A 23,225-nucleotide genomic window follows, 5' to 3' on the forward strand; every position below is an offset into this window, starting at 1 on the left:
CCTCACAATCTATGTGTAATAGTCTTTTGCATCCATATCTTTGATTACAGAACGGATGTATTCTAAATCGCCTTCGTTACGTACTTCTATATTAACGATTGGTCTGCTGTTTTCTTGGATAGAATGACGTACATCATCAGTAATGAAACCGTCAACTTGCCCTGCAATAGATGCACCAAGTCCTCCTACATCAAACGAAGGTTCTAAATCTGCATCAAATGCATTCACCATCTGGTTAGACATACTTTTTACAGCATCTACCGCCTTGTAAGCCTGATTAGCAATACCGATACCTAAACCTTGCGATACAAATTGTCCGATACCTTTAAATACTTTTGATGGCGAATGAATACCTAAAGCACTTTTAGCAGCACTTACAGCACGTTCTGCTACTCCTTTAGCTGCATTAACAACCCAGTCAATACCATCTTTAATACCATTTGCCAAACCTTCCATCAAATATCTTCCAACTTCTCCGAATTTACCAAAGAAGTTACGAATTGCATTGACTGCATCCTCCATACCTTGACGACAAGCATTTACAACGTCCCAGAACTTTTGTTTTACTGAACTTAAAAAGTTGCTCATTGTTTGTTTGATGGAATCAACCCATTGTTGACCTTTTGATACAACTGCATTCCATGCTTCAGACATTTTCTGTCTGACCGCCTCAACTGTTCTACTAAACCAACTAGAAACAGAGTTCCAGATTTTAGTTACAAAACCAGTAATTGCTGACCATATTTGACCCCAACTTGTGATGTTGGTTCCTAAAATGTTATTTAGTGTGTTGAAAATAAATGTCGAAATTTGGTCCCATATAGATGTTAATGTACTCCAAATAGTATTCATTACATTTGAAATTGTAGTTTGTAATGTAATCCATGCACCAGAAAAATCACCAGTCAACAGTTGAATTAAAATTGTGAATAAACCAACTATTATTTGAACTACTACTGAAATTATGCCGCCTATTGCAGTAAAGATAATCGATACTGCATTCCATAGTGATTGGAACGCAAAAATCACACCCATAATTGCTGCGTATACAATTCCACCTAATACTTGCATAATAAAGTTACCTACTAACTGCAACAATGGAATAATAGGTTGTAATGTTTGCTGGATATTTTGCCACAACTGCATAAACCAGTCTATGATTCCCTGTATAGCATTACCTATTGCTTCTTTGATTCCATTCCAAGCACCGATAATCATATTTCTAAAGCCTTCGTTCGTTTTCCAAAGCCATACTATAATTCCAATCAACGCAACGATCACACCAATAATAATACCGATAGGACCCGTTAATGCGCTGAATACAGTGCCAAGAATTGGTAATAGCCTTGTGAGGTTACCTATTGGGCTGAGTAATAAACTAAAAGCACCTTTTACAATATTTAGGATTCCTTTTAGTAAACTACTTGTTTTCATGAATTTCACAATATGTCCGAGAGCTTGTAACAAAGTCACTCCAAACACATTAGTTAAAACTGAACTAATGAACATAATAGGAGCAAGCAATGCCCAAAAAGCACCTGCAAGAATGGTTAATATACCGAAGAATCTAGCTACATTTGGATGATTTTCAAGTAATGAAGCAGTGAAACTAGCGACTGCACCAATTAATTTAAGCAACGCGCTAGCAATAGGTGCCATAGCAGTACCAAAGGCTACTAATATACGTACAATATCACCGATTAACTTCATGATGACTGGTCCATTCTCTTGTACATATTGCACAAACTTTTTAAAGCCCTCTGATTTACCAACGGTTTCAGACCATTCACGGAACTTTGCAGTCATTTGTTCTAACCATTTGAATATGTTTGTGGAGTTTTGACCAAATGCTTTGAGTAAGTTATTAATACCAGCAAAAGTATTTTTAAAGATATTACCGATAATAGGTAAATTAGTCTTTGTATATTCCATAAATTGCTTGATTGCATTTTGACCTTTAGCACTGTTAACCCATTTATTAAAGTCTTCGCCTAATCTTTGCAGCCATTGAGAAGACCATTTGAATAAAGGCATTAATTGAGTGAACATACTAATGAGGCCGGAACCGAATTGACCACTAGCCTTTACTAGATCAGCAAAAATAGATACGCCTGTTGTACCCATTTCATTAAAGAATTTTTTTGCAACCTTACTAGACTTAGCCCATTCGAGCATGTCTTGACTAGCCTTTTCCATTACATTCGATACACCACTTAAAAACGGCGTTAAGCCTTTAAGAGATACTTTAATAGCATTTAATCCATTTGCCATTGCATTAAATATCTGAGCTTGGTTTTGCTTTATGATGTCAGACCATGTGTCCTTCACGCCATCTAATGCACGTTGATACGCCTGTGTTTCTTTAGTCACTTGTAGTGTACCGTCGTTTAACATCTTAATAGCACTAATAGCCATTGCACCAAATCCGACAAAACCACCTGCTGCAATACCTACAGCACCAGCTAAAGCAATCGCACCACCAGTTACTACTTTCAACGCATTACCAACGGCCATAATGACTGGTACAAGACCCGCGATAATTGGAATCAATGCTTGGAATGAAGCAACGATTACACCTTTGATTTGTTGGCCGAACACAGTACCGAATGAACGGATGCGTCCTGCTAAGTGGTCCATTTTATCACTGAAATCACCTAAAGCACGACCACCGTCATGCCAAGTTCTAATCATTTTAGCTTTTAAAACATCAAATTTATTAACATCTGTATCAATCTTGATCGTATGTTTTCTAATAGTCCTTAATAATGCTTTAGTAGTTAAAATAGCACGTTTAACAGGTGATGCATCCGCGTCAATTTCTACTTTATGCTCACGCCATTTCTGTGCCATTGCTTTTGCTCTTGTTAATGCACGTTGAAACTTTGTTGTATTAGCTTTGATTTCTGTTTCTATCTCATTAGGTACAGAAGTCTTAGCTAGACGTTGCGCTTTACGTACACCACGTTCAAAGTCTTTAATAATCGCATTAATACGAGCGAAAAAGTTCTTTTCCATTCATTGCACCTCACTTTTTACCAAACATTGCTTCTGCTTCTTCGATTTGTCGTTGTCTTAATTGCTTACGTTGTTCAATTTGAGCTTGTTTGTCATTTCTAATTTGCACTTCATCTTTAGATAAGTTTTCACGCGCTTTTTGAATTTGTTTCATCATAGGTTTTACACCTTTTTTACTTTGTGCCATTGCGTTTGCAGTAGCTAGGTGCAAGTTAAATTCCAACATGTCTAATTCACGTTCACGCGCTCCTTTGACCCAATCTTGCCATTCTTTAGGAGTCATCATAAATAATTCTTCACTTTTGATATATCCAAGATATTGTGCGGTTTTTGAACGTATCTCGCTATAGTTTAATAAGGTTCTTTGCCCGTTAAGGTTCTGTAAGTTTCTTTCATGAACGGAAGTGCGTTCTTGGCTTCTTCTTTGTCTTCTTCCTTCACTAACTTCGGTGCTTGATTGAATTGGAACCAGAACATCTTGAACTCTTCCTTGAAAAAACCTGATTCACCTAATTCTTGTACCGCACCTTGTAACAAGCCAAGCGTTGTACCTTCTTTATCAATTACATCTTGGATAACATCTTGAATTTCTTGAATTGAAGGACGATTTTTGACATGAGCTAATGCACAGTCCCAAAAATGTACGATAGAAATTGTTTTGCGATTTAAGATACCTTGTAAAATCTCATGATAACCGCTTGTTTCGTTACCGTTTTCATCTTTTTTAGCGTACTTTTGTGCATGAATATCGAAGAAAAATGTACACTTTGCTTTTAATTTAGCATCTTTAAACTCTAATTCAGTAATAGGTTCAAATTTCTCTGCTTGGAATACGTTTTTTTCAGTCATTTAATTACCTCACTTAGTTATTTATATAAAAATAAGGGTGCGTAATGCACCCTGAAATTACATACTTTCTGAATCTGATGAAACAGCACTGCTTGCAGTAAATGTTTTACTTGTTGATTCTCTTTCTTCAAGATCACCAGTGTATTCACCAGGTTTCTCGAATTCAACAGTAGTACCTGCAACAGAAGCATCTAACCATGATTGTGGAAGCTCGCTAAACACACCGTCAGCAGTATTGAATTTAACTTTTACAGTCACTTCAATTGTATCTTCTTCATCGTCAAATGAATTTCCATATTCTTCTACTACCGCATAGCCAAATACCGCGTGGTAACCGTCTGTGCGTTTCTTTTTCTCAATCAACCACACTTTTACTTGTTTTCGGTCTTTAATTGCTTGTTTGAATTGGTCTTGTCCTTTATCCCCTGGAATACGACCAAACGTTAAATTAAGTTCTTCTGCGACTGATTGATATGAGTAGTCAGTTTTACCTGCTACAATCTTTTCTGATAGCTCAGCTGAAATTTTAGTTTCGCCTTCTTGTAAGTCCGATACTAATAACCCCATTACACCTAATGTGTTATTAGTCGGCTCTACAACAGCGATATAGCCTGTACTCATGTGCTACACCCTTTCTTGTAATGTTTTATGGCGTACCTTGTATAGCAATCTCAGCACACCGTGTTTTGTGTATTGATCAATATCTGTAAATACTTGTGAATTATCTTTTTTAATCCACTCTAGTTCGTAATCTCTGAAATTGATGTTCATTCTGCAAGCGTGATTGAGATACTTCAGTAACTCTCGTGCTTCAGCACCGTTTTCATATTGACTATATACATGAAATGTAATAGCAATAATTTCACGCATGCCAGGCGAACGCTCGCTTTCAGTAACGTTAGATTCACCCACTACGATATATGGGTAAACTACGTCTTTTTGAACACAATCAAAAACCCTACCGCCGACTAATTTGTCAGTGATAGGGTTCTCGATTAAATTATTCATTATTTTGTTATATAGTAACGGTTCAGCAGTTACCCACATACCAACACTCCTAACTAAAGTATCTGTTAAACACTTTTCTACCTTCATCTATGGCAGGGTTCCAGAATGGTTGAGCTTGTTGTCCGTAGGTAGTGTGCCATTCACCATCATCACCTTTGTAAGTCCAAGGTATCTTATGTGCACGACTACCACCAGGGCCCTCGGAATGTACCCCTGTACCGTACTCCACAAAAACTGCATACCCTGCCCCAACACTTATAACACTAGAAAATCCATCGTCATTTATCTTAAAGTCTATACTTTCTTTTAAGAAACCTAAGTCAACAGGTGCTAATGCTACCGCTGTATTATAAATGGCTAATGTAGTCTTTAATATCCCTTTTTCAACCCATTTTTCCATTTCATCACGATAATCTTCCAACTCTGCGACTAAGTCCCAATTACCATATTTAACTTTGGCCATTAGGCACCTCCTGTAACCTTGTTAAGTTGACCTCATGCATTCCGCCTTGGTCAACAGGATAACCTACTACTTGATAGATTCTGCCCTCGTATTTAAATACATCATCTTTATTTATTGGCAATTCATATCTTGTATACAGGTTACGGTCGAAAGTTTTATTCATCTGATGAAATTTAAGTGTTTCGGATGTTGTAGGTGTATCCATAAACCCCTGCATTTGCCTTTCAGGGACAAAATCTTTTCTTTGGTTAGGATATTTACCTACTAATTGCATCTTACCTACTTCAATGGTATGAGGATATTCATCGAATGGATCATACATGTTACCACCTCAATCTACGGAAAGGTTTCAAGTGTCTGTATGTTGCTTTTGGTAAGTCTGTTACAAAGGTATAAGATACCGTACCCATAGTGCGTGAGGAAACATTGCTGTTTGTACCGTATTTGATACACTCAGCAATAAACTTCCTTACCCCAAACGGGTAGGGCGCTTCAAATGTCTTATTACAGTATTCTTCTGCAATACCTTTATAAAACTTAATTAAATCGCCTAAGACATCATCATTTGAAGTATCTTCAATCGGCATAAGATTAAGTTGTTTTACCTCTTTCGGTTCCATTACGCAACACCTTCAATCGCCTCTATTAATTCAGCTTTTTTCATAGATGAATATTGTTCAATTTCAAGTTGTTCAGCAATATCTTTCAGTTCTGATACCTTCAATGCATTTAGCATAATAGGCTCTATACCCACAACATTGCGACGATTATTAGTAGTTGATAATTCATCAATACGCTTATCTGTTGGATAGTATCCTTCACGCGGATATAAATCGCCTACTTCATATAAATAATTATCATCATCAGCATCTTTAAATCTTGTAATAACTTTGTAGAGCATTTATATCACTCCTTACATTACTTCGTCGCCTGCACCTTTTGTGATTTTAACAACTTTAGATTCGTCGTATAAATATGCTACATAGTGCTTATCTGAATATAATGCAGTTGATTTACGTGATGCGTCTCGGTCTTTTTCTAAGAAGAAGTCGCGTTTTGTAATTAACTTAACTGCACCTTTCTTAGCTAATAGAGCTTCGCCTTTGTTCAATTTGTTAGAACGTACAATCACTGCACCTAACGCTTCACCAAATGCACCTTTAACAATAATGTTATCGCCTAATTGCGTTGGACGTGTAAAGTTGTCTGATGCAGATGTACGTAAACCGCCCGCATCTAATGGATTAACAAATAGTACCATTGGTTCTAAATCTTCATCATTGAATTTATCAATAGCTGTTTGTAATCCATCTAATTTAGTGATATCTGCTTCTACTGTTAATGTTGCACCTTTCAACGCTTCTAATACGTCATTATCTACTTTGTTAGCAATCGCTAAACCATGTTGACGTACTGCTTCACCTTGTGGGTCGCCGAAACCAGATAATACTGCTTCATCAGTTAATTCAGTACCTTTACCGATTTTACGTACTTTCGCTTCACGTTTACTAGTTCCGATTTGATCCACTGGAATTTTTTCGCCTTCTGCAATCACTTGTGCGTCACCGCTGTATGTGAATGCTGGGAAAGTTAAAGTATCTCCTGGTTGTCCTACTAATGTTGAATCAATATCTGCAAACTGTGCGAAACGTAATTTTTTATCCAATTCCGCTTGCATCATTGGCGCTAATACTTCCGGTACAATTAAATTACTTACTTTTGTTGTTCCTTGAGCCATAAAATTACCTCTTTCCTATTATTTACTTACAAATTTATCGTATGTGCTTCTGTCATTTACAAACAAGTCCGTGCGTTCTGCTACGCTCATATTGTCGAACTGTTCTTGTGTTAATCCACCTTGTGGACTTACACCATCGTTAGGTGTACGTCCTGTAGGCTTATTATCCACAAATAAATAAGGTTTAGCTTCACGTAGTTGATTAACTGCGTCGTCTAAACCTTTCACTGTGTTGTCATCTTGAAGTTCTAACCCTTCTTTGTTTAAAAGTGCTAAAACATCATCTGCGTCGTTAGCATCTTTCGCTACTGCTAACTTGATAGCGTTATTAAGTTGTGATTGCTGGTACTTATTCTGCCAATCTGCATTTTGTTGTTTAACTTGTTCGAGTTCTTTTTGAATCTCGCTTTCGTCTTTCACAGATTTTTCTAATTGAGAAATTTGTTTATCTCGGTTTTCAATCTCTGTCTGCAAGTCCTTGATTTCTTCTGTTTTGTCGTTAAGTCGAGAACGAGGAACCATACCAAACTTTGATTCGTCTACTGCGTCGATAACTTTATGTGCGTCTACTTCACCGTTTTTAAATTTCTCTAATAATGCTTGTAAGTCCATATTTAACTACTCCTTTTTACGTTTTTTACGTGCAACGCCACGAAGAATTTAATAAAAAGAAGCAGTTTTACAACGTACTCAGGTTGAGTAACTGACGTATGTTACCAACGAGATAATTGGATCACCTTAACCTTTCCGTTTTGACTTCTGCCATTCGTTATAAGTCATAAAAGGTACCACCTCATTGTTACCGTCATCTTTTCTTGCGCGCATTACAGTAGGCAACTCATCTTCATCTATGTAATACAACAAGGAACAGCGACAGTTAATATTTTCTCTAGCACTGTTAATACCGATAAATAGTTTAGGTGCTTGTCCTATACAACCGTTTGATTTGAAGTTATCTTCAATATCGATTGCTTTACCGTCAAGGTGTCTGTGTGTGTCACGTGTGCGTGTGTCTTTAGTAGCTATCCACCGCTTAGTCATATTCAAACCATTGTTCTTAGCTACCTTTGCACTGTCTAATCCAGCTTGTGACTGCGCCCGCCCTGTTTCGGTACGTGCTACACGCATAGCTTGTTTCTGTGTCATTCCAATATCATGCTGCAATGCTTGCGCTATCTTCGAATAGCCCTCACCGCTCATAATCCCTTGTGTAATGTTCATACGTATTTTTTTAAGTACGTTATCACGTTGTTTTTGCAGTGTGGGTACCAGCTTAATAAACTCGATAGGTTGTTCAATTGCGGTTCTGATTGCTTGTGCATCAGGTACATCAAAGGTCATAGGCACTTGACTAGCCTGTTCATATAAATAAAGGCTCATCAAATACTTTTCGATATACGCATTCTGTTGCATTTGTTGAATAGATTTAGCGACTTTCTTATAATCCTCATTCAACATCAATCCAATGCGTGTCAGTTCCTTGTTGAGCCTGTTATACTTATTAAATTCAGTCCATGTAGCGTACGGTTCGCCTTTATCATACTTTGCATACATTTCTGCAATCTCTTGTTTAATCACTTTCAAACGATTAGAGAACAAGGTTTGCAGCTCGCCCTCTGCACGTTTGATTAATAACTCAATCAACTTATCTATATCATGTTGGTTCGTTATTCTCTTGTCCATTCAATCCCTCCTCAATAGAAGGTAAAGCTAGTTCTTCTTGGTCGATACGTTCCATTTCTGCAACTGGATCATTAACCCATGGATGATTAGTCACAACTGTTTCTTTAGATAAGTATTGTGAGTTAACACCAATTTGAGATTGTTCTAATTCATTTACCATGACATTGAAGTTGAATGTAATCTCAACATCTTGCACTTTGATGTTCAGTTTGTAGAAGTCGATAATGTACTGCAACAACTCTTGTAATGCAGTGAGCGTTTTATTCTTCAACTTATTCGCTTTGAGGTCTAAGTTGCTGTACATAAATTTAAGTGCGATACCGCTAGGACTATTACCGAATTTGTCTTGTTGGAAGTCTACACCTTGTCCGAACTCGATTACATAATCACGCAGCATATCCAAATACTCTTTAGCGGACTGTACAGGCACTTCAATTTGAATAGTGTCTACACCTCCGCCACCGTCGCCATCTACATTGATAGCTTTGTAGTATTTAAGATGGTGCATAAACTCTTCTAAGTCCTCTCCTTCATATCCTTTAAGCACATAGATAAGTTCAGTCGATTCATCAAATGTATTCTGTGTATCAGATAAGCGTTTATCCATAGCGTCAATGATTGTCTTGTACATGAATAAGTCGCTTATCTCTTGCGGATTATTCTTAAAAGGAATGAACGGTACGCGGTTCCAACTCATTGAATTATTTCCTAAGTAATAATGAGGTTGGATGTGGTCGTCACCTTGATAGTAATCAGGAATGAGTTGACCATCTTTTAATTCATAGAATGTAACGTCATGTTCAGTCCAATACTCAACTCTTTCGCCACCGTCCAACTCATATAAACGAATAAATGCTTTAAGTTCCTCACGTTCCTTATTCGTCCAAACTGGAATAGCTTGTTCGGCTGGCACTCTGAATGTTTTGAACTCGCCTTGTTCATCAACATATGGTTGGATCCATTCAATACCTTTGTTACTTGCAGCGGTTAGAATATCCACTAACTTGTCATCCCATTTATGATTAAGCACCTGTTGAATAGTCTTTAACGACTTATCATCATCAGTACCGTATGTAACAGGATTAGACACTGCATAAGCAACTTTCTGGTCAACTAAGTTTTGATGATAGTTGGTAAACATACGCCAGTCAGGTTTAAATGGGTCAATTTCACCTTTAACATTGCGTTTAGGTGCATTGAATACTACGTCTGGTTGATGATTGTAGTAACGTTCGCCCACTGTAATGTCATCTACTGTTTCTTTATGCTTGTTAATCAATCGAAGTATCATTTCTTCTTGCGTTTCGTATTGCGGTTTAATCTGTTCAATCACTCTCTCGTGATATGGTTTTTCATTCGGCCAAAATATGTTAATCAACCTCCTTACGTTAAAATAGATACTTTGTTTTGACGCATATCACGTTCTAGCGCATACCTTGTAGCGTCTATGGTGTGATTGTCCTTATCTTCTAATCTCGGCTTAACATTGCCGTCTTTGTCCGTCTGATAATCAATGTTTTCAAACTCTTTTGCAATGTTAGGTGTTCTGTTTGGATCAATAACTATCGCATCTAAATCATCTAACCACTGTTCGCCGTATTCCACGCTGTCAGGACCTTTCTTAACTGGTTTAACACGTGGAATATTCTGTTCCTTTTTGAGTTCTGCAATAGATTTAGGTTCTGCACTATCACAATAGATGTCCTCATTCTGATAACCTTTCTTCTTAATCCAGTTAGCTAACTCTCTGTTACTTATCTGCACACCGTAGTGTTCATCCATAGCATAAATAATCCGTTTCTTCTTGTCGTAGTGCCACCTAACAAACGCTAAAGGGTCAGTAGCATAACCAAAGTCGCAACCATGACGTATGTTGTCGAATGAGTCGTATAACTCTTGTGGTATCTTCTCTATACGTAAATTGTTGAATGGTACAACACCACTACCGATAGCTTCGCCTAAGTATTCCCAACGGTAACGTAGCTCATTAATCTGTTTAGCAGCGTTTGCTTCTTCGATAAACTCTTTTGCTATGAATGGATTATCTAAGTATGTTGAATGGTGTACAAACGTATTACTTGGTTGAAATGATGACTCATACTTTTTATTCACCCACGACTGTTTACGCTTAGGCGGGTTATAAGTGTAGAAAAACTTATAAAAAAGACCATTATCTAATTCACCACGTAATAGTGAGTTAGTAATGGTCGTTACTTCATCTTCTGTTTTAAACTCTGCTAATTCCTCTATCCACGCTATCGCATAAGGAAAGTTAGCGTCTTTCAATGATTTGATACGTTCCGGGTTCTGCGCCCCTCTGAATACCATTTTGTTTCCTCTAGGAACATAAGTGATTTCCATTGGCGATACCTTAATCTTGAATAAGTGTGATACATCTTGGACATTGATTGCCCACTTGATTTGTTCAAATACTGATAATGCTAACGTGTTATCTATCTTACGCAGTATCAGTGCGTTCACTGGATAACGCATGATTAACTGAACAATGATAATTGCAATGTCAGATGATTTACCCGAACCACGTCCACCTTTAGCTACAATGTTTAACTTACTGTTATCTTTAGCTGCTTTCCATAACGGATGGAAGTGCTTCGGTATCAACTTACTTAACTTAATCATTCAATATCGTCTATAAACTGAACAGATCCAGTGTGTTCAATTTCTTGTTTATCCGTGAATAGTCGATAGCGTTTGCCTAGTAATTCAGCCGCTTTCGTTCTAGCATTAGTATCAGAACGTTTTTCTAACTTCTCAACTTCCATAGCACCTTGTCCGACTCCAACAGGTATCAACTCTTGGTCTGTGACTTCGCCACGCATAACCGCAGTGAGATACTGTAGCACCTCGTCTTGTTCTGCAATGGATTGTTTCTTCAATTCTTCCATTCGCTTGTCAATATAGGCTTTTATAGCAGGTTTATTCAGGTTTTCTTGCCCTATTGAACATGCCGTTTTTGTACTGTAACCTGCGTTAATTGCTGCCTTTGTTATTTCGCCTAATCTAATATACTCATCTGCAAATCTCTGTTGCTTTACTGTAAGTTTCATCTTATACTACCACCCACTTCACGTTATTCACTCTTTGTATTTTCACATAAAAAAACCACCTAAAATAATAGGTGGCAATATCTTTTTATTAGCTATCAAATCTATTTTGTCTTAATATTAATTCTCTTTCCAATTGCTCTACAGCTTTATCCGCAAAAGCATGCGCTTCCGATAGATTATCAGCATCTTCTCTGGCAGACATTCCGTCTATTGAGACTATTACGAAATATTTGCAAGTGTTATTTAAATCTTCATCTTCTGATAAACTCACTATATCTACTTTATAAGCATTTTTGTAACTCGTACCGCTTTCTTTCAAAATATAAAACGAATCTTCAATTTTCCCTCTTTCATACATAATACATCCCTCTTTCTAATTTTTAATTTACTTCGAACTCTTCTATATACTTATTGCCTTTTTCAGTTATAGTCCAAGTGGAAACACGACCCTTACTATCTAAACTAACTTTTAACAACTCTTCTTTATCTAATTTGATAATGTCTTTATCCAAATTAAAAAAATCTAAAGCTATTTTCTTTCTACTTTCTTCCGTAGGACTAACTGTGTGTTTTAGCAATTCGTATCTTCTTTCATCTGACAAATTTTCCCCTCCCTTAACCGTATTATATCTATAATACAAAAAGATACCCGATTTTGCTATCGGATGCCTTATAGGGAGAAATCAATCATGTCAAAATTTAATCGTTCATCAAATTGAAAGGGAGTGTCATCGTATGAGAAAAATTGAATTTAATGGCTTGTAGAAGTAGATTTACTTCACACTACAAGTATATTATCAATTGTAAATAGGCGCTATCACATGTTTGTACCTTACATAAATGTGACATTATACAAACTCTATACGTTTTTTCAATTCAGCATGCTTGTTGCGAATGTACTGCTCGGAATATCCTGTTTTCTCTGCTACTGATTGTAATGTATATCCATCAATGTATTTGTATTTAAGTATCTTATGTTCTAATCCGCTGAACTTGTTAATCACATTAAGTATACGTTTTTGTCTGTATTCAATTTCTTCTATACGCTTATTGATCGCGTTAACTTCTTTAATTAAATCATCTGTTTGTCTAATTCTAGTGAAAAAGTCATGTTTCTTACCTAGCCTAGCTTTATAATCAGTAGGTGTTACCGCTCCCCAGTTTTCCATCTCATCAATGCAAATATCCTTTTGCAACTCTAAACTTTCTAATTCAAGTTTGTTTTGTCTATATAAGTTAATTAACTCTATCACTAGCTCTGCCTCCCGTTACTTCTCGTGTAATTGATTGAATAAGTGTTCTCTATCGTACTCTAAAATCTCGATAACATCGTTCTTCTCTTTAAGTTTAGTTGTAAGTAAACCTACCACTCCTATACTTAATCCAAATAGTATATAACCTGTCATCTATCCAACCTCCGTAATTGTAATTTCCATATAATCTTTTTCTGCGTAAAACTTGCCCATTGTTCCAGTTATGATCTGTTTGTCATCTTCATAGCATATTCCATTAAGTGAGTCTGTAATCCCTTTGAACATGTTGTCTATATCAGGTTTCTTTGTAGGATATTACTCGCCATTCAAACATGCTGCTTTGCGTTTCTTACTGTATGAATTAGGTACTGCCATATAAACTTTCATATCTACATGTATTGGACCTCTTAACATCTCTAGTCCGTTCTGCTTCATATACGCGTTAACTTGTAATCTGATTTCATCTTTATAAGCTAAGTAACGTTGTGCGTTCTTGTTGACCCACTTCCCATTTCTAGTCATACGCACAGCACCCATAACTTTGATGTCTAATTTAAAGGTGATTTCCAATATTCATAATCCCCTTTAGTATTGAATTTATTTTTGACAATATTTTCTTCTATATTCTTCCTTAATTCTTTTTCATATTCTAATTCTTGTTTAACGTTTATTGCTTCTGTTTGTAAACGCTTTATATAGCTACTTGTAAATTCGTCAATAACTACTGGTTTATGCCCCTTACTTCTGTGCCATTCATCTGTGCACAATTCTGATTCCAATGTCTTAACTATATTTTCTATTCTATCCAGTTGTTCTTGTAGAATAAGTTTGTCGCAGTAGTCATGGCTTCTATCATATTTTTCTTTTCTCATAATATAGAGAACCGTCATAGTAATAACAAATATCCCCATCGTCAATACATCTATAAATATTTCTATCCGCTCACCTCATTCAAATGTTTATGATCATCAATATTAAAGTCTAAAGGTATATCCACATCATCATTGCGTTCAGTATAGATAACTAATTGTTCGCCTAAGTACTTACCAAGTTCCCACGCTGCGATAATAAGTAAGTTGCGTATTAATGTGTGTTTGAAGTTTTTCATTTATCTTCCTCCTTAAAAGCAAGGCGGACGAACCGCCAAGCAATTTATAAATCTGATTCCTTAACAAATGTTCCGTTGATCATCTTACCTTTACGTCCAGCAATCTCGTCATATGCAAACTGCAAGCATTCTTCTAACGTCATACCATGTTGTTGTGCAAGAATGATAAGCGTAACTACTGTGTCCCCGATACCGTCCTTCAATGCTTCTGATTGCCCACGTGATAATGCTGCTGCTACTTCCCCGGCTTCTTCATAGAATTTAAGTGCTTGTCTGTCCGGATTACCTTTATCTAATCCTTTATCTTTACTCCATTGTTCTACTTGTTTGATTAAATTATTCATTAATATTTTCCTCCTCATATTCTCTAACTATACTGTGTACTGCGTCGCCTACGTCCATAGCATTCCAACTAGATACATCTAAGACTTCATCAAATGCTTTTGCTTTACGATAGACTTCTTTCAACTCATCAATAAGTTCCATGTTCTTTTTACGCCCAGACTCACGATTTAATTCACTTTGATTTATTATTGCTTTTTCATATTTGTAATCCATTTAATTACCCCTCTCTAAATCATGCTTTAAATTACTGAACTCATGTGTGCCGTCTAAATAGTCCATGTGCATTAACCAAGTTTGTAATTCATCCTTGGCAACTATAAGATTCGCTACTTGCGATTCATAACATTGACTTACACGATGTTTAATCTTATCTGCTTGCTTGTGTACACAAACATAGTCGTCCATCATATCTTCTTTCAGCGTGTGCCAAGCTTTTTCGTAATCACGTGGTTTCATTCCACAATTCCTCCCTTAATTCGATCCATTTCATGTCTCACATTCTTATACTGTGAACTGCTAGGATTCCACTGTATTTTCAGTCTGATGTAATGCTCTAACTCTGCCCATTCGCTGCGGTACATCTTAATATCATCAAGTAATTCGTAATACGCCTTGCGGTATTTGTCTGCACGTTCTTTATCGCTCATGACTATCAGCCTCCAGTAATTCGGAATTTTGGAAAATATTACCGATTACCTCTAATTCATCTTGGTTGCAATAAGCCAACACTGTACCGCCTCTAAAATTATCTAATCTCCATTCACCTGTTTTAAATTGAACAACTTCAAAAGGATATTTAAAAACCGGATTAGGCTTTTCTGAATGTTGAATAATATCGCCTTCATAAATTTCTGTACCGTTTTTATCTTTCAGTCCTGTTGATTGCATGAGTTCGAAATTCTCTATTTCTATAAAAAATTTATTAGGATTTTCGGGCTCTGTAGCAACAATTCCTGCATCACAAAAATACACGACTAAACTCTCTTCGGTATAAAGCATTTCTTCTTCGTCTATATCCCATACTCTAAATTTAGGTATCATTCCACCATACCTCCTTCTCTCGTCCACAGTAGGGCGAGAGTGTAATCATCATTCATTGCATAAAGTGCAATTACTGCTTCATTTTCAATAAAGTTATTTACGAGTGCTTTTTGATGCATAAGTGTCTCTGGTCCTTTTCCTGTTTCCAAGTCGTACAGTTCAACTAAGTTAGGTATCTCTGAATATTTTGTAACTTCTTCTTCGACATACAGTTCAATCATTTTCGTATCATGATTAAAACTGATAGGGAACTTGCCTGAAATTTCAGGTTTGATTACATCTGTTCTAATACCTTCGTGATATTCAATATGATAATTTTCCAAATCCACTTCTATATCATCTTGTTCCAACAGGTATTTGATAAATTCTCTCTTTGTAAATTCTTTCTTCACTTTAATTTTTACCATTCCATTTCCTCCTGTTACTTTCATAGTCTGCTCTATCTGCTAACACAGTGACGCGAGAGGGACTCATGTATACTACGAATCCCTTTACGCCCATCTGCTCTAAATCACGCTGTATTTCGCTTGGTGAACGTCCTACGGTATTTAGTTTGAAACTTTGATCGGTTTGTTTAAGCGATTCCATGCACGCCACCTCCAAAGTATTCATCCGCCCACATAAATGCTCTGTAACCGAATGCTTGGTACCTCTTAGCTGTTCCGTTGCAAGATATTCTGATAGTATGATCTGATACATATAAATTTTCTGACGCTTCTTTCACACTTGTGTATTCGTCGATTACTTTTCCTTGCTGGTCAATGTGTACGACCGCTTTTTTTCTAGCAATAGATGCTACTTTAACTTTCATAGCTTTTTCTGTGATAAGTTTAAGATTGTTCGCTCTAATGTCGTTAGCAACACCGTTAACAAAATCTACTGTCATTCCTTTAGGTATCGAACCGTTGAAAGTTTCAAACACCAACTTCTTAGCGTTCATTATTTTGTTGTTATGTTTAATGAACAGGGCTGCATGTTTTTTGCATGGCAGTCTGTATTCATATTCGTTGTCTCTGATAACTCTGAATCTGCCTTCACTGCTTACGAATAATCCTTTATTTTTCGATTCAATCCAGTATTCATTTTCTAATTCCATTTCAGAAAGTATTCTTCGCTTTTCTGTATATGGCAATGGTTCATCAAGAAAATAACAACGCAGACTGCGTACAAACGTACGTTTTTTAATCTTGTGTCTAATAATGCTGGGATATACGTCTAATAAGTCTGCAACGTACTTTATGTTGACCTCTGTTGTGATATTTAATTTAGGATCATACATATATATAGTTTCTGACACGTCATTTCCTCCCTTAATTTTCCTAATCTTCGCAATCTTCAATTTTCTTAAAAGAAATCGGTAGCTTATCAAAGTAATCTCTATCAGTTAAGAATGTTGTTATTCCTGTACCGTCTAACTGAACTATCACTTTATCTTCTTCACCGGCACGTATAACACGTTGTATTACTGTAGCGCACTGTTCATCTTCAATTAATTTATTGTCTGATTGCCAAATTACGATACGGTCATTTCTGTTGAGCTGCATAATTTTAGTCATCGGCATTGGCGTTCCTCTTCTCTTGCTTTGAAGATTTCAATACGTTTCTCGCGCTTTTCTTCTTCTGTCATAAACATGCTTAGTGCTGTATATTCCAAATTCAGCATATTGGCAGTAGGTTTGACTGCTTGCGGTGTGCCATTGTATAAATGAGGTTTCAAACGCTTATGACGCTCTTTTTCTAACTTAGCTGCTTTCTTTTTGCGTTCAATATCTTCTAAAGCTAGATCATAATGAGTTCGGTCATTAGCTTCGATAATATATTCGAAGTCGTCATTCAAGATTTCTTCTATATCCTTACCGAGTGAATAGTTTTTTTCTAATTGGTATTTTTGAATTTGAATTTCTTTCATAACTTTCAACGGTATATACAATGTCTCTTCCGGAAATACTTTGCACCAGTAAATATCGCCTTTTTTTGTTACATATTTGTTAGTAAGGCTGATTGCATTCTTAAAACTCCAGCCCTCACGCAAACGTTGTTCAACTGTTTCATAATTTAATCCTCTGGTTTGGATTATTTTTTTATCTTTAGGCTTCAATTCGATAATTCTTTTACCTACGTACAACTCTGTTTTAACTCCCATTTCTCTCACTCCACTGCCCATTTCATCGTGATGTTATCTGCTTCAATAACTTCGCCGTCTGCATGGTCCTCTTTATTTTTATAAATCTCATCTACTGCTTTTTCCTCTGCTAAATATATGTCATTAGTGTCTACTTCAATATCTTTCTCGAAAGTTAATGTGTATTGCATTCTTACTATCATTCGACCATCTCAACTTTCATAATGATTTTTGGAGTTTCTCCATACTTTTTAAAACTTTTAACTTCTACAATTTGATTATCGTCATGCCACAAGTGATTATTTGCAGCATCTAGTACTGTTTTAATCAAATTATCTATATCTGGTTTCGTACGTTTATACTGACCTACCATTGCTAGTCGCTTTTTGTTACTCCAACTCAAAGGTGGAATAAATAAGAAGATATTTCTACCAATACAGAATTTATAGATATTAGGTACAATAAATGCTACTAAGAATGCTGCGATTAATCCTTTAGTACCTAATAACTCGATGCTGATACCGTCTTTAATAGGTTTAACAGCTAAAATCAATAATGAAGATTCTGCTGCTACAAAAGTTGAAATAACGTTGATTTGGTTCGTTTTTGGTAATTTCAAATTTCGGTTGTCTGTTAAAGATTTAGTAACAGTACCTGCCATGAATACAGCAAGCATACCCATTGTAAAGTTGTAAACTTTCATGATGATATCTTCAATATTTTTTGGCCAATGGAAGCCCCAAACGTTCGGTACATATGCTACTAAGATAAATAAAGATGAAAATAGTACTACTGGCATTAAAGCTACGAAACCATCACGTATTGCAGATAAATACGGGTTAGATGCAATCTTTTCAAAAAATGGTTTCATTTTTTCAATCATTTTGATTATTTTATTCATGCTGTCACCTGCTTATTATTGTTTTAAATCATGTAGTTGTTCATAAAGATCAATCATGTAATTTGCTGCATCACGTAATGCCATTGTTGTCATCAAATGGTCTTGACCATGTACCATGATAAAACTAATATCAGATGCTTCTCCGGCTGCTTCTTTTGCTAGCATTTGTGTTTGCTCTTTGTGTGCTTCAGTGATGAATTCATTTGCTTCTACAATATGTTGACGGGCTTGTTCAAAGTTGTTATCTTTAGCAGCAGCTAAAGCAGCCATAACTTCACGACGTGCATCACCTGCAATAGCAACGATTGTAAAGCCAATCATCATATTTTCTTCTTTGTTGCTCATGGTTTTTCCCCCTCATGATGTTGTATATAGTAGTGTTGTTTATCAACGAAAACGAACCTCAACAATCAATATCTAAAATTGAAATCGCAGCTTTTATTTGTTCGTTAATGTTCGTTTTTGTTCACAATAATAATGTAACTTTTTCCTATGATATAGTCAATTCAAAATTTAAAAAATAGTCTGGTTTGCAACAACTTTTGACAAATAAAGTACATAATATGTAAAAAAGCTGACAATACTTTTTTTGTCATAAAAAAACTGCTTAGGATTACTCCTAAGCAGCTGTTTAAATACTCATATCTAATTGTCTTTTTCATTAGATAATAATTTGCCGTTTTTGGCATCGTAACTGAATTCATGTTTGTTATTACCTTTTTGTAAATCTAAATCGTATACAAATTTACCTTGGTCATCATCTTTAGAAAGTGACCATTCATGAATATCTCCATCAAAATCATCTTGGGCTTTTTTAATTATGTCTTTATAAGACTTAAAATCTTTATATTCAAAGGATTTATTTTTATCATAATCGTCTTCTTTTTCAGTAGATTTATGCATTAGCTTGCCGTCATTATCGTTAATTACAACTTCAGCTTCTTCACCTTGTTTTTGTAAATCTACTTTATATGCCCATTTGCCTTGTTCTTTTTCGAATGAGATTTCTTTTACCTCTCCGTCATATTCCTTTTTAGCAGTTTTCACTGCTTCTTCAGGTGAAGTTTTAATATCATTCAATTTGATTGTTTTACTATTTTTACCTGTTTCAGAAGTACTTGAAGTGTCACCGGATTGCTTTTGTTCTGTTTTGTTAGAATCATTATCTGATTTTTTACCTTCATCACTTGAACCACCTTGACCACAAGCTGCTAAAACAACTCCAGAGGCAAGTAGTAATGATAACATTTTTGTCTTCATATCGATTCCTCCTCATCTATTAAACATCTACCCGTTTGTAAAGGAAATATTAAGATATGATTTATAAATTTGTGTAGGTATACATTGTAAAACTATACTTTCACTTTTAAATTCAATAACACTCCGTAATTAAATAAAAACATCAAACAACGAAAGTGTTGTCTGATGTTTTATTCAACTATCTCTATGTTATTTTTTATAAGGAGAAGTTTGATGTAGGATATCTACATATATGTGGTGCAGCATATCTTCATTTTTGCCGACAGGATTCTGATAATTATTGCCCATTACAACAATATAATCATTATTAAAGTAAGATGTCATCTGTTGACCAAAGAAATTACCATTAATTCGATGCTCTTTCCCATACGAATAAAATCCATAACGATACGAACCTGGATAATCTTTTGTTTTCACTTCATTCAATAAAGGATCTGTAACCTTTTTAGAGAATATTTTATCACGTTGAAGTTCAATCACTAATTTAGCCATATCTTTTGGTGCCATATATAAGTTTCCAGCACCATAATATTGATCTAAAAATCTAGGAGTTTCTAAATCTTTTACTTCGTTATAGCCTTTGGCCATATAAGGGTCGAAAGCTAAATCATTATAAAACGCCGTACGATGAAGTTGGTAAGGTTCTGCAATCATTTGATTAAAAGCTTTTGCATATGATTCTTTTGTGACCGCTTCAATAACACGTGCTAATATAATGTAATTACCATCATTGTACATATGTTTATGGTACATACCTGGTTGTATACCTTCTCTATGCAACAATTTCGCAGCACCATCTATATCGTGAATTTGATCAATTGGTTTATATTTTTTCAAACCGCTTCTATGGAGCATCAAATCTTTTAAATAAATCGGCTTTTCTGTTTTAAACCATGGCAGATATTTGGTGATAGGGTCATTAATATTGACTTTCCCTTCAGTCTCTAACTTTTTCAACATTAAGCCAGTTGTAAATTTCTGTGCTGACCCGATTAAATACAATGTATTAGGCGATGCTTTCTTTGCTGTAGCAAAGTCTTGAAATCCATATCCTTTATCCATTTTCAATTTTCCTTTATGGTAAATTGAAATAGCTCCATTAAAGTTTTCTTTTTTTAAATACTCATCAATTTTCTTATACACAGGATCTTTTTTGTTTTCAATTGTCTTATAATCAATATCTTCTTCTGCAACACGTCCTGATATTTTCTTTTCATTTTTATCATTCGGTTCAACATGATTATGACGGCTCAATCCATAAGTAATAACAAATACAAGCGCAATAACAGCAACTACAAAAATTAGAATTTTTTTCATGTTTTCCTCTTTTTTGTACCGGTGTTTTTATTTGGGTAGTCATTCAATAAGTATATTCATCAACTAGGATAAATAAGTTGCTTTAAATTCAGTTACCATTTTGTTTAAGTCCCCTACATTTAAAGAAAAGTAAACTTTGATTTTAGGTTCTGTGCCAGAAGGTCTTAATGCAATAAAGCCCTCTTCAAAAATAAATCGAATCAGATTTGCTGTTGGCAGAACCGTAGCACTTTGTTCACCACTATCTATATCTGTAATTAAACCAGTTTGGTAATCCTCAACTCTTTTTACTTTTAAACCGCAAATTTCATGAGGCGAGTTATTACGAAAGTTTTCAAGTAAATCATCCATTTTTTGACGTCCAGCTTGTCCCTCAAATTTTGGAGAAATCGTACAATCTTTATATATACCAGTAACTTTATATATTTCATTTAACAAATCTTGGAAATTCATTCCATTTTCTGTTAATTGATTTTTATATTTTACAACTAAAGGAATCATTTGTATAGCATCTTTATCTCTTGAAAAAGGACTTGCTAAATAACCGTGGCTTTCTTCGTACCCTAACACAAGTTCCTCTTCTGAGTTTTCTTTTTTCTGAAGGACTTCAGAGATATATTTGAATCCAGTTAAAACAGTATTACTTTCAATTTCTAGTGCCTGTGCTAATCGATCGCTTGCTGCACTGCTCACTATAGATTTCACCAAGTATAGTGGTGTATTCGGTTTTGCTGTTTTAATATTGTCATAACGTAACTTCAATAAAATCAAACCGATTTCATTTCCGTTGAAATAACAATACTCTCCATTTTCATAACGTTCAATCATACCGAAACGGTCAGCATCCGGATCAGTTGCTAAAATAAGTTGAGCATTTTCTTTTTCTGCCAAGCGCAAACTATATTCAAACGCTTGTTCTTCTTCAGGATTAGCGTATGCTACAGTCGGAAAACTGCCATCTGGTTTAGATTGTTCTTCTTCAATCACATAATTGTGATAGCCTAAATCATCTAGAATTTCAGATAATAACGGCAAACTCGTACCATGTAAGCTAGTGAGTACAACTTTATCTTTTTGAGATGGAATATTTTGAACAAGAGATTCAACAGCATCACGATATGCTTCACTGACCTCATTATCTAAATACGTAATCAACCCTTTATTCAAACCATCTTCGAAGTCCCCTCCTTCCAACTCAAGAGGATTTTCAATTTGATTAATATAGCTGCTCAACATTTCTGAAGCTTCAGGAAGTAATTGACCTCCATCTGCTCCATAAACTTTAATTCCATTATATTCTTTGGGATTATGACTTGCAGTTATCATCACACCGGCATCAGCATTCAAATATCTTACTGCAAATGAAAGTTCCGGAGTTGAACGATAACGATCTCCTACTATTGTATGTACACCGTTTTCTGCTAATATTGCTGCAATTTCATGAGCAAATTCTTCTGATAAAAATCGTGTATCAAAATGAATAACCACTTTAGAATTCGGCTTATGCTCTTTAAGATAATTAGCTAAACCTTCTGCTACTTTACGTATTGTGAATGCATTCAGACGTCCAGGCCCTAAGCCTAATAATCCTCTGATACCAGCTGTACCAAATGCTAACGTTTCTTCGAACCCTTCCGCACGTAACATTTCACTTTGTTCATTATAAAAATCTGAAACCAAACTTTGTTCAAGTTTATTTTCCCAATTAATTCTCATTAGTTATCTCCTCTCAGACCTTTTTTATTTGATTTTTTTCTAACAGATCAGAGTATTTTCAACATTTCTATTATATCTTAACAAGAAAATTAATTCATTATGGAATCAACGGATTTATAATCAAGCATGCTTAAATAATCTACATCTCCTATTAAGGTGGTCAGTTAATTAACTATATTTATTAAAATAATGTAAACATTCGAATTTAACTCCTGATTTTCTTTAGTATTATTAAAGTTTGTGAAATAATAGGTGGTATTATAAGTTTGTAATTTGACCATTAGCGTATTAAAATATATGGTTATAATGAACAGATTTAGTAGTAATTACCATTATTT

The 23,225-nt window shown here is 35.4% G+C and carries 36 protein-coding genes and 3 pseudogenes; all 39 read right to left on the bottom strand.

The window, feature by feature from the left end; translation table 11 throughout:
* Window positions 1-9: 9 nt before the first annotated feature.
* The 39 genes and pseudogenes from A4G25_RS04445 to A4G25_RS04615 all read right to left on the bottom strand — a co-directional run bounded on the left by A4G25_RS04445 (window position 10) and on the right by A4G25_RS04615 (window position 22,887).
* Window positions 10-3,015 (bottom strand): phage tail protein, encoded by a 3,006-nt coding sequence (locus A4G25_RS04445; RefSeq protein ID WP_047132647.1) that lies wholly within the window; start codon window positions 3,013-3,015, stop codon window positions 10-12.
* Between the two features lie 10 nt (window positions 3,016-3,025).
* Window positions 3,026-3,301 (bottom strand): hypothetical protein, encoded by a 276-nt coding sequence (locus A4G25_RS04450; protein WP_047132646.1) that lies wholly within the window; start codon window positions 3,299-3,301, stop codon window positions 3,026-3,028.
* 65 nt (window positions 3,302-3,366) lie between these two features.
* Entirely contained in the window at window positions 3,367-3,864 is a 498-nt protein-coding gene (locus A4G25_RS04455) for a tail assembly chaperone (protein ID WP_002480806.1), read from the bottom strand.
* Window positions 3,865-3,921: 57 nt separating this feature from the next.
* The gene (locus A4G25_RS04460; protein WP_047132645.1) at window positions 3,922-4,485 is read right to left on the bottom strand and encodes a phage major tail protein, TP901-1 family; all 564 of its coding nucleotides are present in this window, start codon (window positions 4,483-4,485) and stop codon (window positions 3,922-3,924) included.
* A gap of 3 nt (window positions 4,486-4,488) precedes the next feature.
* Window positions 4,489-4,911, bottom strand: a complete 423-nt coding sequence (locus tag A4G25_RS04465) for a DUF3168 domain-containing protein (protein WP_047132644.1) — start codon at window positions 4,909-4,911, stop codon at window positions 4,489-4,491.
* A gap of 10 nt (window positions 4,912-4,921) precedes the next feature.
* A complete protein-coding gene (locus A4G25_RS04470) occupies window positions 4,922-5,335 on the bottom strand; it encodes an HK97-gp10 family putative phage morphogenesis protein (protein WP_047132643.1) in 414 nt (137 codons plus the stop codon).
* Entirely contained in the window at window positions 5,322-5,657 is a 336-nt protein-coding gene (locus A4G25_RS04475) for a phage head closure protein (RefSeq protein WP_047132642.1), read from the bottom strand. The genes A4G25_RS04470 and A4G25_RS04475 overlap by 14 nt, the downstream gene beginning before the upstream one ends.
* A gap of 1 nt (window position 5,658) precedes the next feature.
* Window positions 5,659-5,955 carry a phage head-tail connector protein gene (locus A4G25_RS04480; protein ID WP_002480801.1) on the bottom strand — a complete coding sequence of 99 codons (297 nt, stop codon included), beginning with the start codon at window positions 5,953-5,955 and terminating at the stop codon, window positions 5,659-5,661.
* The gene (locus tag A4G25_RS04485) at window positions 5,955-6,236 is read right to left on the bottom strand and encodes a Rho termination factor N-terminal domain-containing protein (RefSeq protein WP_015978146.1); all 282 of its coding nucleotides are present in this window, start codon (window positions 6,234-6,236) and stop codon (window positions 5,955-5,957) included. The genes A4G25_RS04480 and A4G25_RS04485 overlap by 1 nt, the downstream gene beginning before the upstream one ends.
* A gap of 12 nt (window positions 6,237-6,248) precedes the next feature.
* A complete protein-coding gene (locus tag A4G25_RS04490) occupies window positions 6,249-7,073 on the bottom strand; it encodes a N4-gp56 family major capsid protein (protein ID WP_015978113.1) in 825 nt (274 codons plus the stop codon).
* Between the two features lie 18 nt (window positions 7,074-7,091).
* A complete protein-coding gene (locus A4G25_RS04495; protein ID WP_047132641.1) occupies window positions 7,092-7,685 on the bottom strand; it encodes a phage scaffolding protein in 594 nt (197 codons plus the stop codon).
* Between the two features lie 126 nt (window positions 7,686-7,811).
* A complete protein-coding gene (locus A4G25_RS04500; RefSeq protein WP_047132640.1) occupies window positions 7,812-8,756 on the bottom strand; it encodes a phage head morphogenesis protein in 945 nt (314 codons plus the stop codon).
* Complete coding sequence (locus tag A4G25_RS04505) at window positions 8,728-10,134, bottom strand: phage portal protein (RefSeq protein WP_047132639.1); 1,407 nt, start codon at window positions 10,132-10,134, stop codon at window positions 8,728-8,730. Before A4G25_RS04505 ends, A4G25_RS04500 begins: the two co-directional genes overlap by 29 nt.
* 5 nt (window positions 10,135-10,139) lie before the next feature.
* Window positions 10,140-11,396, bottom strand: a complete 1,257-nt coding sequence (locus A4G25_RS04510; RefSeq protein WP_047132638.1) for a PBSX family phage terminase large subunit — start codon at window positions 11,394-11,396, stop codon at window positions 10,140-10,142.
* Complete coding sequence (locus A4G25_RS04515) at window positions 11,393-11,824, bottom strand: terminase small subunit (RefSeq protein ID WP_047132637.1); 432 nt, start codon at window positions 11,822-11,824, stop codon at window positions 11,393-11,395. The genes A4G25_RS04510 and A4G25_RS04515 overlap by 4 nt, the downstream gene beginning before the upstream one ends.
* An 88-nt stretch (window positions 11,825-11,912) precedes the next feature.
* Window positions 11,913-12,182 carry a hypothetical protein gene (locus A4G25_RS04520; RefSeq protein ID WP_047132636.1) on the bottom strand — a complete coding sequence of 90 codons (270 nt, stop codon included), beginning with the start codon at window positions 12,180-12,182 and terminating at the stop codon, window positions 11,913-11,915.
* Between the two features lie 22 nt (window positions 12,183-12,204).
* Window positions 12,205-12,426, bottom strand: coding sequence for a hypothetical protein (locus A4G25_RS04525; RefSeq protein WP_047132635.1), 222 nt, complete (start codon window positions 12,424-12,426; stop codon window positions 12,205-12,207).
* A 246-nt stretch (window positions 12,427-12,672) separates the two neighbouring features.
* A complete protein-coding gene (locus A4G25_RS04530) occupies window positions 12,673-13,077 on the bottom strand; it encodes a sigma-70 RNA polymerase sigma factor region 4 domain-containing protein (protein ID WP_052766777.1) in 405 nt (134 codons plus the stop codon).
* Between the two features lie 15 nt (window positions 13,078-13,092).
* A complete protein-coding gene (locus A4G25_RS12965) occupies window positions 13,093-13,230 on the bottom strand; it encodes a hypothetical protein (RefSeq protein WP_156483157.1) in 138 nt (45 codons plus the stop codon).
* A pseudogene (locus tag A4G25_RS13200) lies at window positions 13,231-13,614 on the bottom strand (RusA family crossover junction endodeoxyribonuclease).
* Window positions 13,615-13,625: 11 nt separating this feature from the next.
* Window positions 13,626-13,949, bottom strand: a complete 324-nt coding sequence (locus A4G25_RS04540; protein ID WP_126498525.1) for a hypothetical protein — start codon at window positions 13,947-13,949, stop codon at window positions 13,626-13,628.
* A 62-nt stretch (window positions 13,950-14,011) separates the two neighbouring features.
* Window positions 14,012-14,185, bottom strand: a complete 174-nt coding sequence (gene rinB, locus A4G25_RS12970) for a transcriptional activator RinB (RefSeq protein WP_103163170.1) — start codon at window positions 14,183-14,185, stop codon at window positions 14,012-14,014.
* A gap of 44 nt (window positions 14,186-14,229) precedes the next feature.
* Entirely contained in the window at window positions 14,230-14,529 is a 300-nt protein-coding gene (locus A4G25_RS04545) for a MazG-like family protein (protein ID WP_063164620.1), read from the bottom strand.
* On the bottom strand, window positions 14,522-14,743 hold the full coding sequence (locus tag A4G25_RS04550; RefSeq protein ID WP_047132961.1) for a hypothetical protein: 222 nt from the start codon (window positions 14,741-14,743) through the stop codon (window positions 14,522-14,524). Before A4G25_RS04550 ends, A4G25_RS04545 begins: the two co-directional genes overlap by 8 nt.
* On the bottom strand, window positions 14,744-14,986 hold the full coding sequence (locus tag A4G25_RS04555) for a hypothetical protein (RefSeq protein WP_047132962.1): 243 nt from the start codon (window positions 14,984-14,986) through the stop codon (window positions 14,744-14,746).
* A complete protein-coding gene (locus A4G25_RS04560) occupies window positions 14,983-15,177 on the bottom strand; it encodes a hypothetical protein (protein WP_047132963.1) in 195 nt (64 codons plus the stop codon). Before A4G25_RS04560 ends, A4G25_RS04555 begins: the two co-directional genes overlap by 4 nt.
* The gene (locus tag A4G25_RS04565) at window positions 15,167-15,571 is read right to left on the bottom strand and encodes a YopX family protein (RefSeq protein ID WP_063164621.1); all 405 of its coding nucleotides are present in this window, start codon (window positions 15,569-15,571) and stop codon (window positions 15,167-15,169) included. The genes A4G25_RS04560 and A4G25_RS04565 overlap by 11 nt, the downstream gene beginning before the upstream one ends.
* A complete protein-coding gene (locus A4G25_RS04570) occupies window positions 15,568-15,978 on the bottom strand; it encodes a hypothetical protein (protein WP_047133049.1) in 411 nt (136 codons plus the stop codon). The genes A4G25_RS04565 and A4G25_RS04570 overlap by 4 nt, the downstream gene beginning before the upstream one ends.
* Window positions 15,965-16,159: a hypothetical protein gene (locus A4G25_RS04575; RefSeq protein ID WP_063164622.1), complete on the bottom strand. Its 195-nt coding sequence runs from the start codon at window positions 16,157-16,159 to the stop codon at window positions 15,965-15,967. The genes A4G25_RS04570 and A4G25_RS04575 overlap by 14 nt, the downstream gene beginning before the upstream one ends.
* Window positions 16,146-16,868: an HNH endonuclease gene (locus A4G25_RS04580; RefSeq protein ID WP_047131743.1), complete on the bottom strand. Its 723-nt coding sequence runs from the start codon at window positions 16,866-16,868 to the stop codon at window positions 16,146-16,148. Before A4G25_RS04580 ends, A4G25_RS04575 begins: the two co-directional genes overlap by 14 nt.
* 22 nt (window positions 16,869-16,890) lie before the next feature.
* Window positions 16,891-17,133 carry a hypothetical protein gene (locus A4G25_RS04585; protein ID WP_052766743.1) on the bottom strand — a complete coding sequence of 81 codons (243 nt, stop codon included), beginning with the start codon at window positions 17,131-17,133 and terminating at the stop codon, window positions 16,891-16,893.
* Window positions 17,124-17,714, bottom strand: coding sequence for a hypothetical protein (locus A4G25_RS04590; RefSeq protein ID WP_047131742.1), 591 nt, complete (start codon window positions 17,712-17,714; stop codon window positions 17,124-17,126). The genes A4G25_RS04585 and A4G25_RS04590 overlap by 10 nt, the downstream gene beginning before the upstream one ends.
* A gap of 5 nt (window positions 17,715-17,719) precedes the next feature.
* The gene (locus A4G25_RS12975) at window positions 17,720-17,896 is read right to left on the bottom strand and encodes a hypothetical protein (protein WP_156483158.1); all 177 of its coding nucleotides are present in this window, start codon (window positions 17,894-17,896) and stop codon (window positions 17,720-17,722) included.
* Window positions 17,893-18,114: pseudogene (locus tag A4G25_RS13150) on the bottom strand (RusA family crossover junction endodeoxyribonuclease); the annotation flags it as partial. The pseudogene A4G25_RS13150 and the gene A4G25_RS12975, both read right to left, overlap by 4 nt.
* A 45-nt stretch (window positions 18,115-18,159) precedes the next feature.
* Window positions 18,160-18,594 (bottom strand): annotated as a pseudogene (locus tag A4G25_RS04595) (PTS transporter subunit EIIC); the annotation flags it as partial.
* Window positions 18,595-18,609: 15 nt separating this feature from the next.
* Complete coding sequence (locus A4G25_RS04600; protein WP_047131740.1) at window positions 18,610-18,939, bottom strand: PTS lactose/cellobiose transporter subunit IIA; 330 nt, start codon at window positions 18,937-18,939, stop codon at window positions 18,610-18,612.
* Window positions 18,940-19,239: 300 nt separating this feature from the next.
* Window positions 19,240-19,854: a PepSY domain-containing protein gene (locus A4G25_RS04605; protein ID WP_047131739.1), complete on the bottom strand. Its 615-nt coding sequence runs from the start codon at window positions 19,852-19,854 to the stop codon at window positions 19,240-19,242.
* Between the two features lie 189 nt (window positions 19,855-20,043).
* Entirely contained in the window at window positions 20,044-21,171 is a 1,128-nt protein-coding gene (locus A4G25_RS04610; RefSeq protein WP_047131738.1) for a serine hydrolase domain-containing protein, read from the bottom strand.
* Between the two features lie 63 nt (window positions 21,172-21,234).
* Window positions 21,235-22,887, bottom strand: coding sequence for a phospho-sugar mutase (locus A4G25_RS04615; protein WP_047131737.1), 1,653 nt, complete (start codon window positions 22,885-22,887; stop codon window positions 21,235-21,237).
* Window positions 22,888-23,225: the final 338 nt, after the last annotated feature.

Source organism: Staphylococcus condimenti (assembly GCF_001618885.1).
GTDB lineage: Bacteria > Bacillota > Bacilli > Staphylococcales > Staphylococcaceae > Staphylococcus > Staphylococcus condimenti.

Coding starts and splice junctions, on each gene's coding strand:
- A4G25_RS04475 (WP_047132642.1), bottom strand. CDS start 5,657: ATGTATGATCCATTCGATGAATATCCTCATACCATTGAAGTAGGTAAG.
- A4G25_RS04495 (WP_047132641.1), bottom strand. CDS start 7,685: ATGGACTTACAAGCATTATTAGAGAAATTTAAAAACGGTGAAGTAGAC.
- A4G25_RS04605 (WP_047131739.1), bottom strand. CDS start 19,854: ATGAAGACAAAAATGTTATCATTACTACTTGCCTCTGGAGTTGTTTTA.
- A4G25_RS04610 (WP_047131738.1), bottom strand. CDS start 21,171: ATGAAAAAAATTCTAATTTTTGTAGTTGCTGTTATTGCGCTTGTATTT.
- rinB (WP_103163170.1), bottom strand. CDS start 14,185: ATGAAAAACTTCAAACACACATTAATACGCAACTTACTTATTATCGCA.
- A4G25_RS04550 (WP_047132961.1), bottom strand. CDS start 14,743: ATGGATTACAAATATGAAAAAGCAATAATAAATCAAAGTGAATTAAAT.
- A4G25_RS04500 (WP_047132640.1), bottom strand. CDS start 8,756: ATGGACAAGAGAATAACGAACCAACATGATATAGATAAGTTGATTGAG.
- A4G25_RS04520 (WP_047132636.1), bottom strand. CDS start 12,182: ATGTATGAAAGAGGGAAAATTGAAGATTCGTTTTATATTTTGAAAGAA.
- A4G25_RS04450 (WP_047132646.1), bottom strand. CDS start 3,301: ATGATGACTCCTAAAGAATGGCAAGATTGGGTCAAAGGAGCGCGTGAA.
- A4G25_RS04560 (WP_047132963.1), bottom strand. CDS start 15,177: ATGAGCGATAAAGAACGTGCAGACAAATACCGCAAGGCGTATTACGAA.
- A4G25_RS04515 (WP_047132637.1), bottom strand. CDS start 11,824: ATGAAACTTACAGTAAAGCAACAGAGATTTGCAGATGAGTATATTAGA.
- A4G25_RS04455 (WP_002480806.1), bottom strand. CDS start 3,864: ATGACTGAAAAAAACGTATTCCAAGCAGAGAAATTTGAACCTATTACT.
- A4G25_RS04575 (WP_063164622.1), bottom strand. CDS start 16,159: ATGGAATCGCTTAAACAAACCGATCAAAGTTTCAAACTAAATACCGTA.
- A4G25_RS04570 (WP_047133049.1), bottom strand. CDS start 15,978: ATGGTAAAAATTAAAGTGAAGAAAGAATTTACAAAGAGAGAATTTATC.
- A4G25_RS04445 (WP_047132647.1), bottom strand. CDS start 3,015: ATGGAAAAGAACTTTTTCGCTCGTATTAATGCGATTATTAAAGACTTT.
- A4G25_RS04490 (WP_015978113.1), bottom strand. CDS start 7,073: ATGGCTCAAGGAACAACAAAAGTAAGTAATTTAATTGTACCGGAAGTA.
- A4G25_RS04465 (WP_047132644.1), bottom strand. CDS start 4,911: ATGTGGGTAACTGCTGAACCGTTACTATATAACAAAATAATGAATAAT.
- A4G25_RS04555 (WP_047132962.1), bottom strand. CDS start 14,986: ATGAAACCACGTGATTACGAAAAAGCTTGGCACACGCTGAAAGAAGAT.
- A4G25_RS04470 (WP_047132643.1), bottom strand. CDS start 5,335: ATGGCCAAAGTTAAATATGGTAATTGGGACTTAGTCGCAGAGTTGGAA.
- A4G25_RS04545 (WP_063164620.1), bottom strand. CDS start 14,529: ATGAATAATTTAATCAAACAAGTAGAACAATGGAGTAAAGATAAAGGA.
- A4G25_RS04460 (WP_047132645.1), bottom strand. CDS start 4,485: ATGAGTACAGGCTATATCGCTGTTGTAGAGCCGACTAATAACACATTA.
- A4G25_RS12965 (WP_156483157.1), bottom strand. CDS start 13,230: ATGACAGGTTATATACTATTTGGATTAAGTATAGGAGTGGTAGGTTTA.
- A4G25_RS04590 (WP_047131742.1), bottom strand. CDS start 17,714: ATGGGAGTTAAAACAGAGTTGTACGTAGGTAAAAGAATTATCGAATTG.
- A4G25_RS04600 (WP_047131740.1), bottom strand. CDS start 18,939: ATGAGCAACAAAGAAGAAAATATGATGATTGGCTTTACAATCGTTGCT.
- A4G25_RS04585 (WP_052766743.1), bottom strand. CDS start 17,133: ATGCCGATGACTAAAATTATGCAGCTCAACAGAAATGACCGTATCGTA.
- A4G25_RS04510 (WP_047132638.1), bottom strand. CDS start 11,396: ATGATTAAGTTAAGTAAGTTGATACCGAAGCACTTCCATCCGTTATGG.
- A4G25_RS04615 (WP_047131737.1), bottom strand. CDS start 22,887: ATGAGAATTAATTGGGAAAATAAACTTGAACAAAGTTTGGTTTCAGAT.
- A4G25_RS04480 (WP_002480801.1), bottom strand. CDS start 5,955: ATGGAACCGAAAGAGGTAAAACAACTTAATCTTATGCCGATTGAAGAT.
- A4G25_RS12975 (WP_156483158.1), bottom strand. CDS start 17,896: ATGATAGTAAGAATGCAATACACATTAACTTTCGAGAAAGATATTGAA.
- A4G25_RS04565 (WP_063164621.1), bottom strand. CDS start 15,571: ATGATACCTAAATTTAGAGTATGGGATATAGACGAAGAAGAAATGCTT.
- A4G25_RS04485 (WP_015978146.1), bottom strand. CDS start 6,236: ATGCTCTACAAAGTTATTACAAGATTTAAAGATGCTGATGATGATAAT.
- A4G25_RS04540 (WP_126498525.1), bottom strand. CDS start 13,949: ATGAGAAAAGAAAAATATGATAGAAGCCATGACTACTGCGACAAACTT.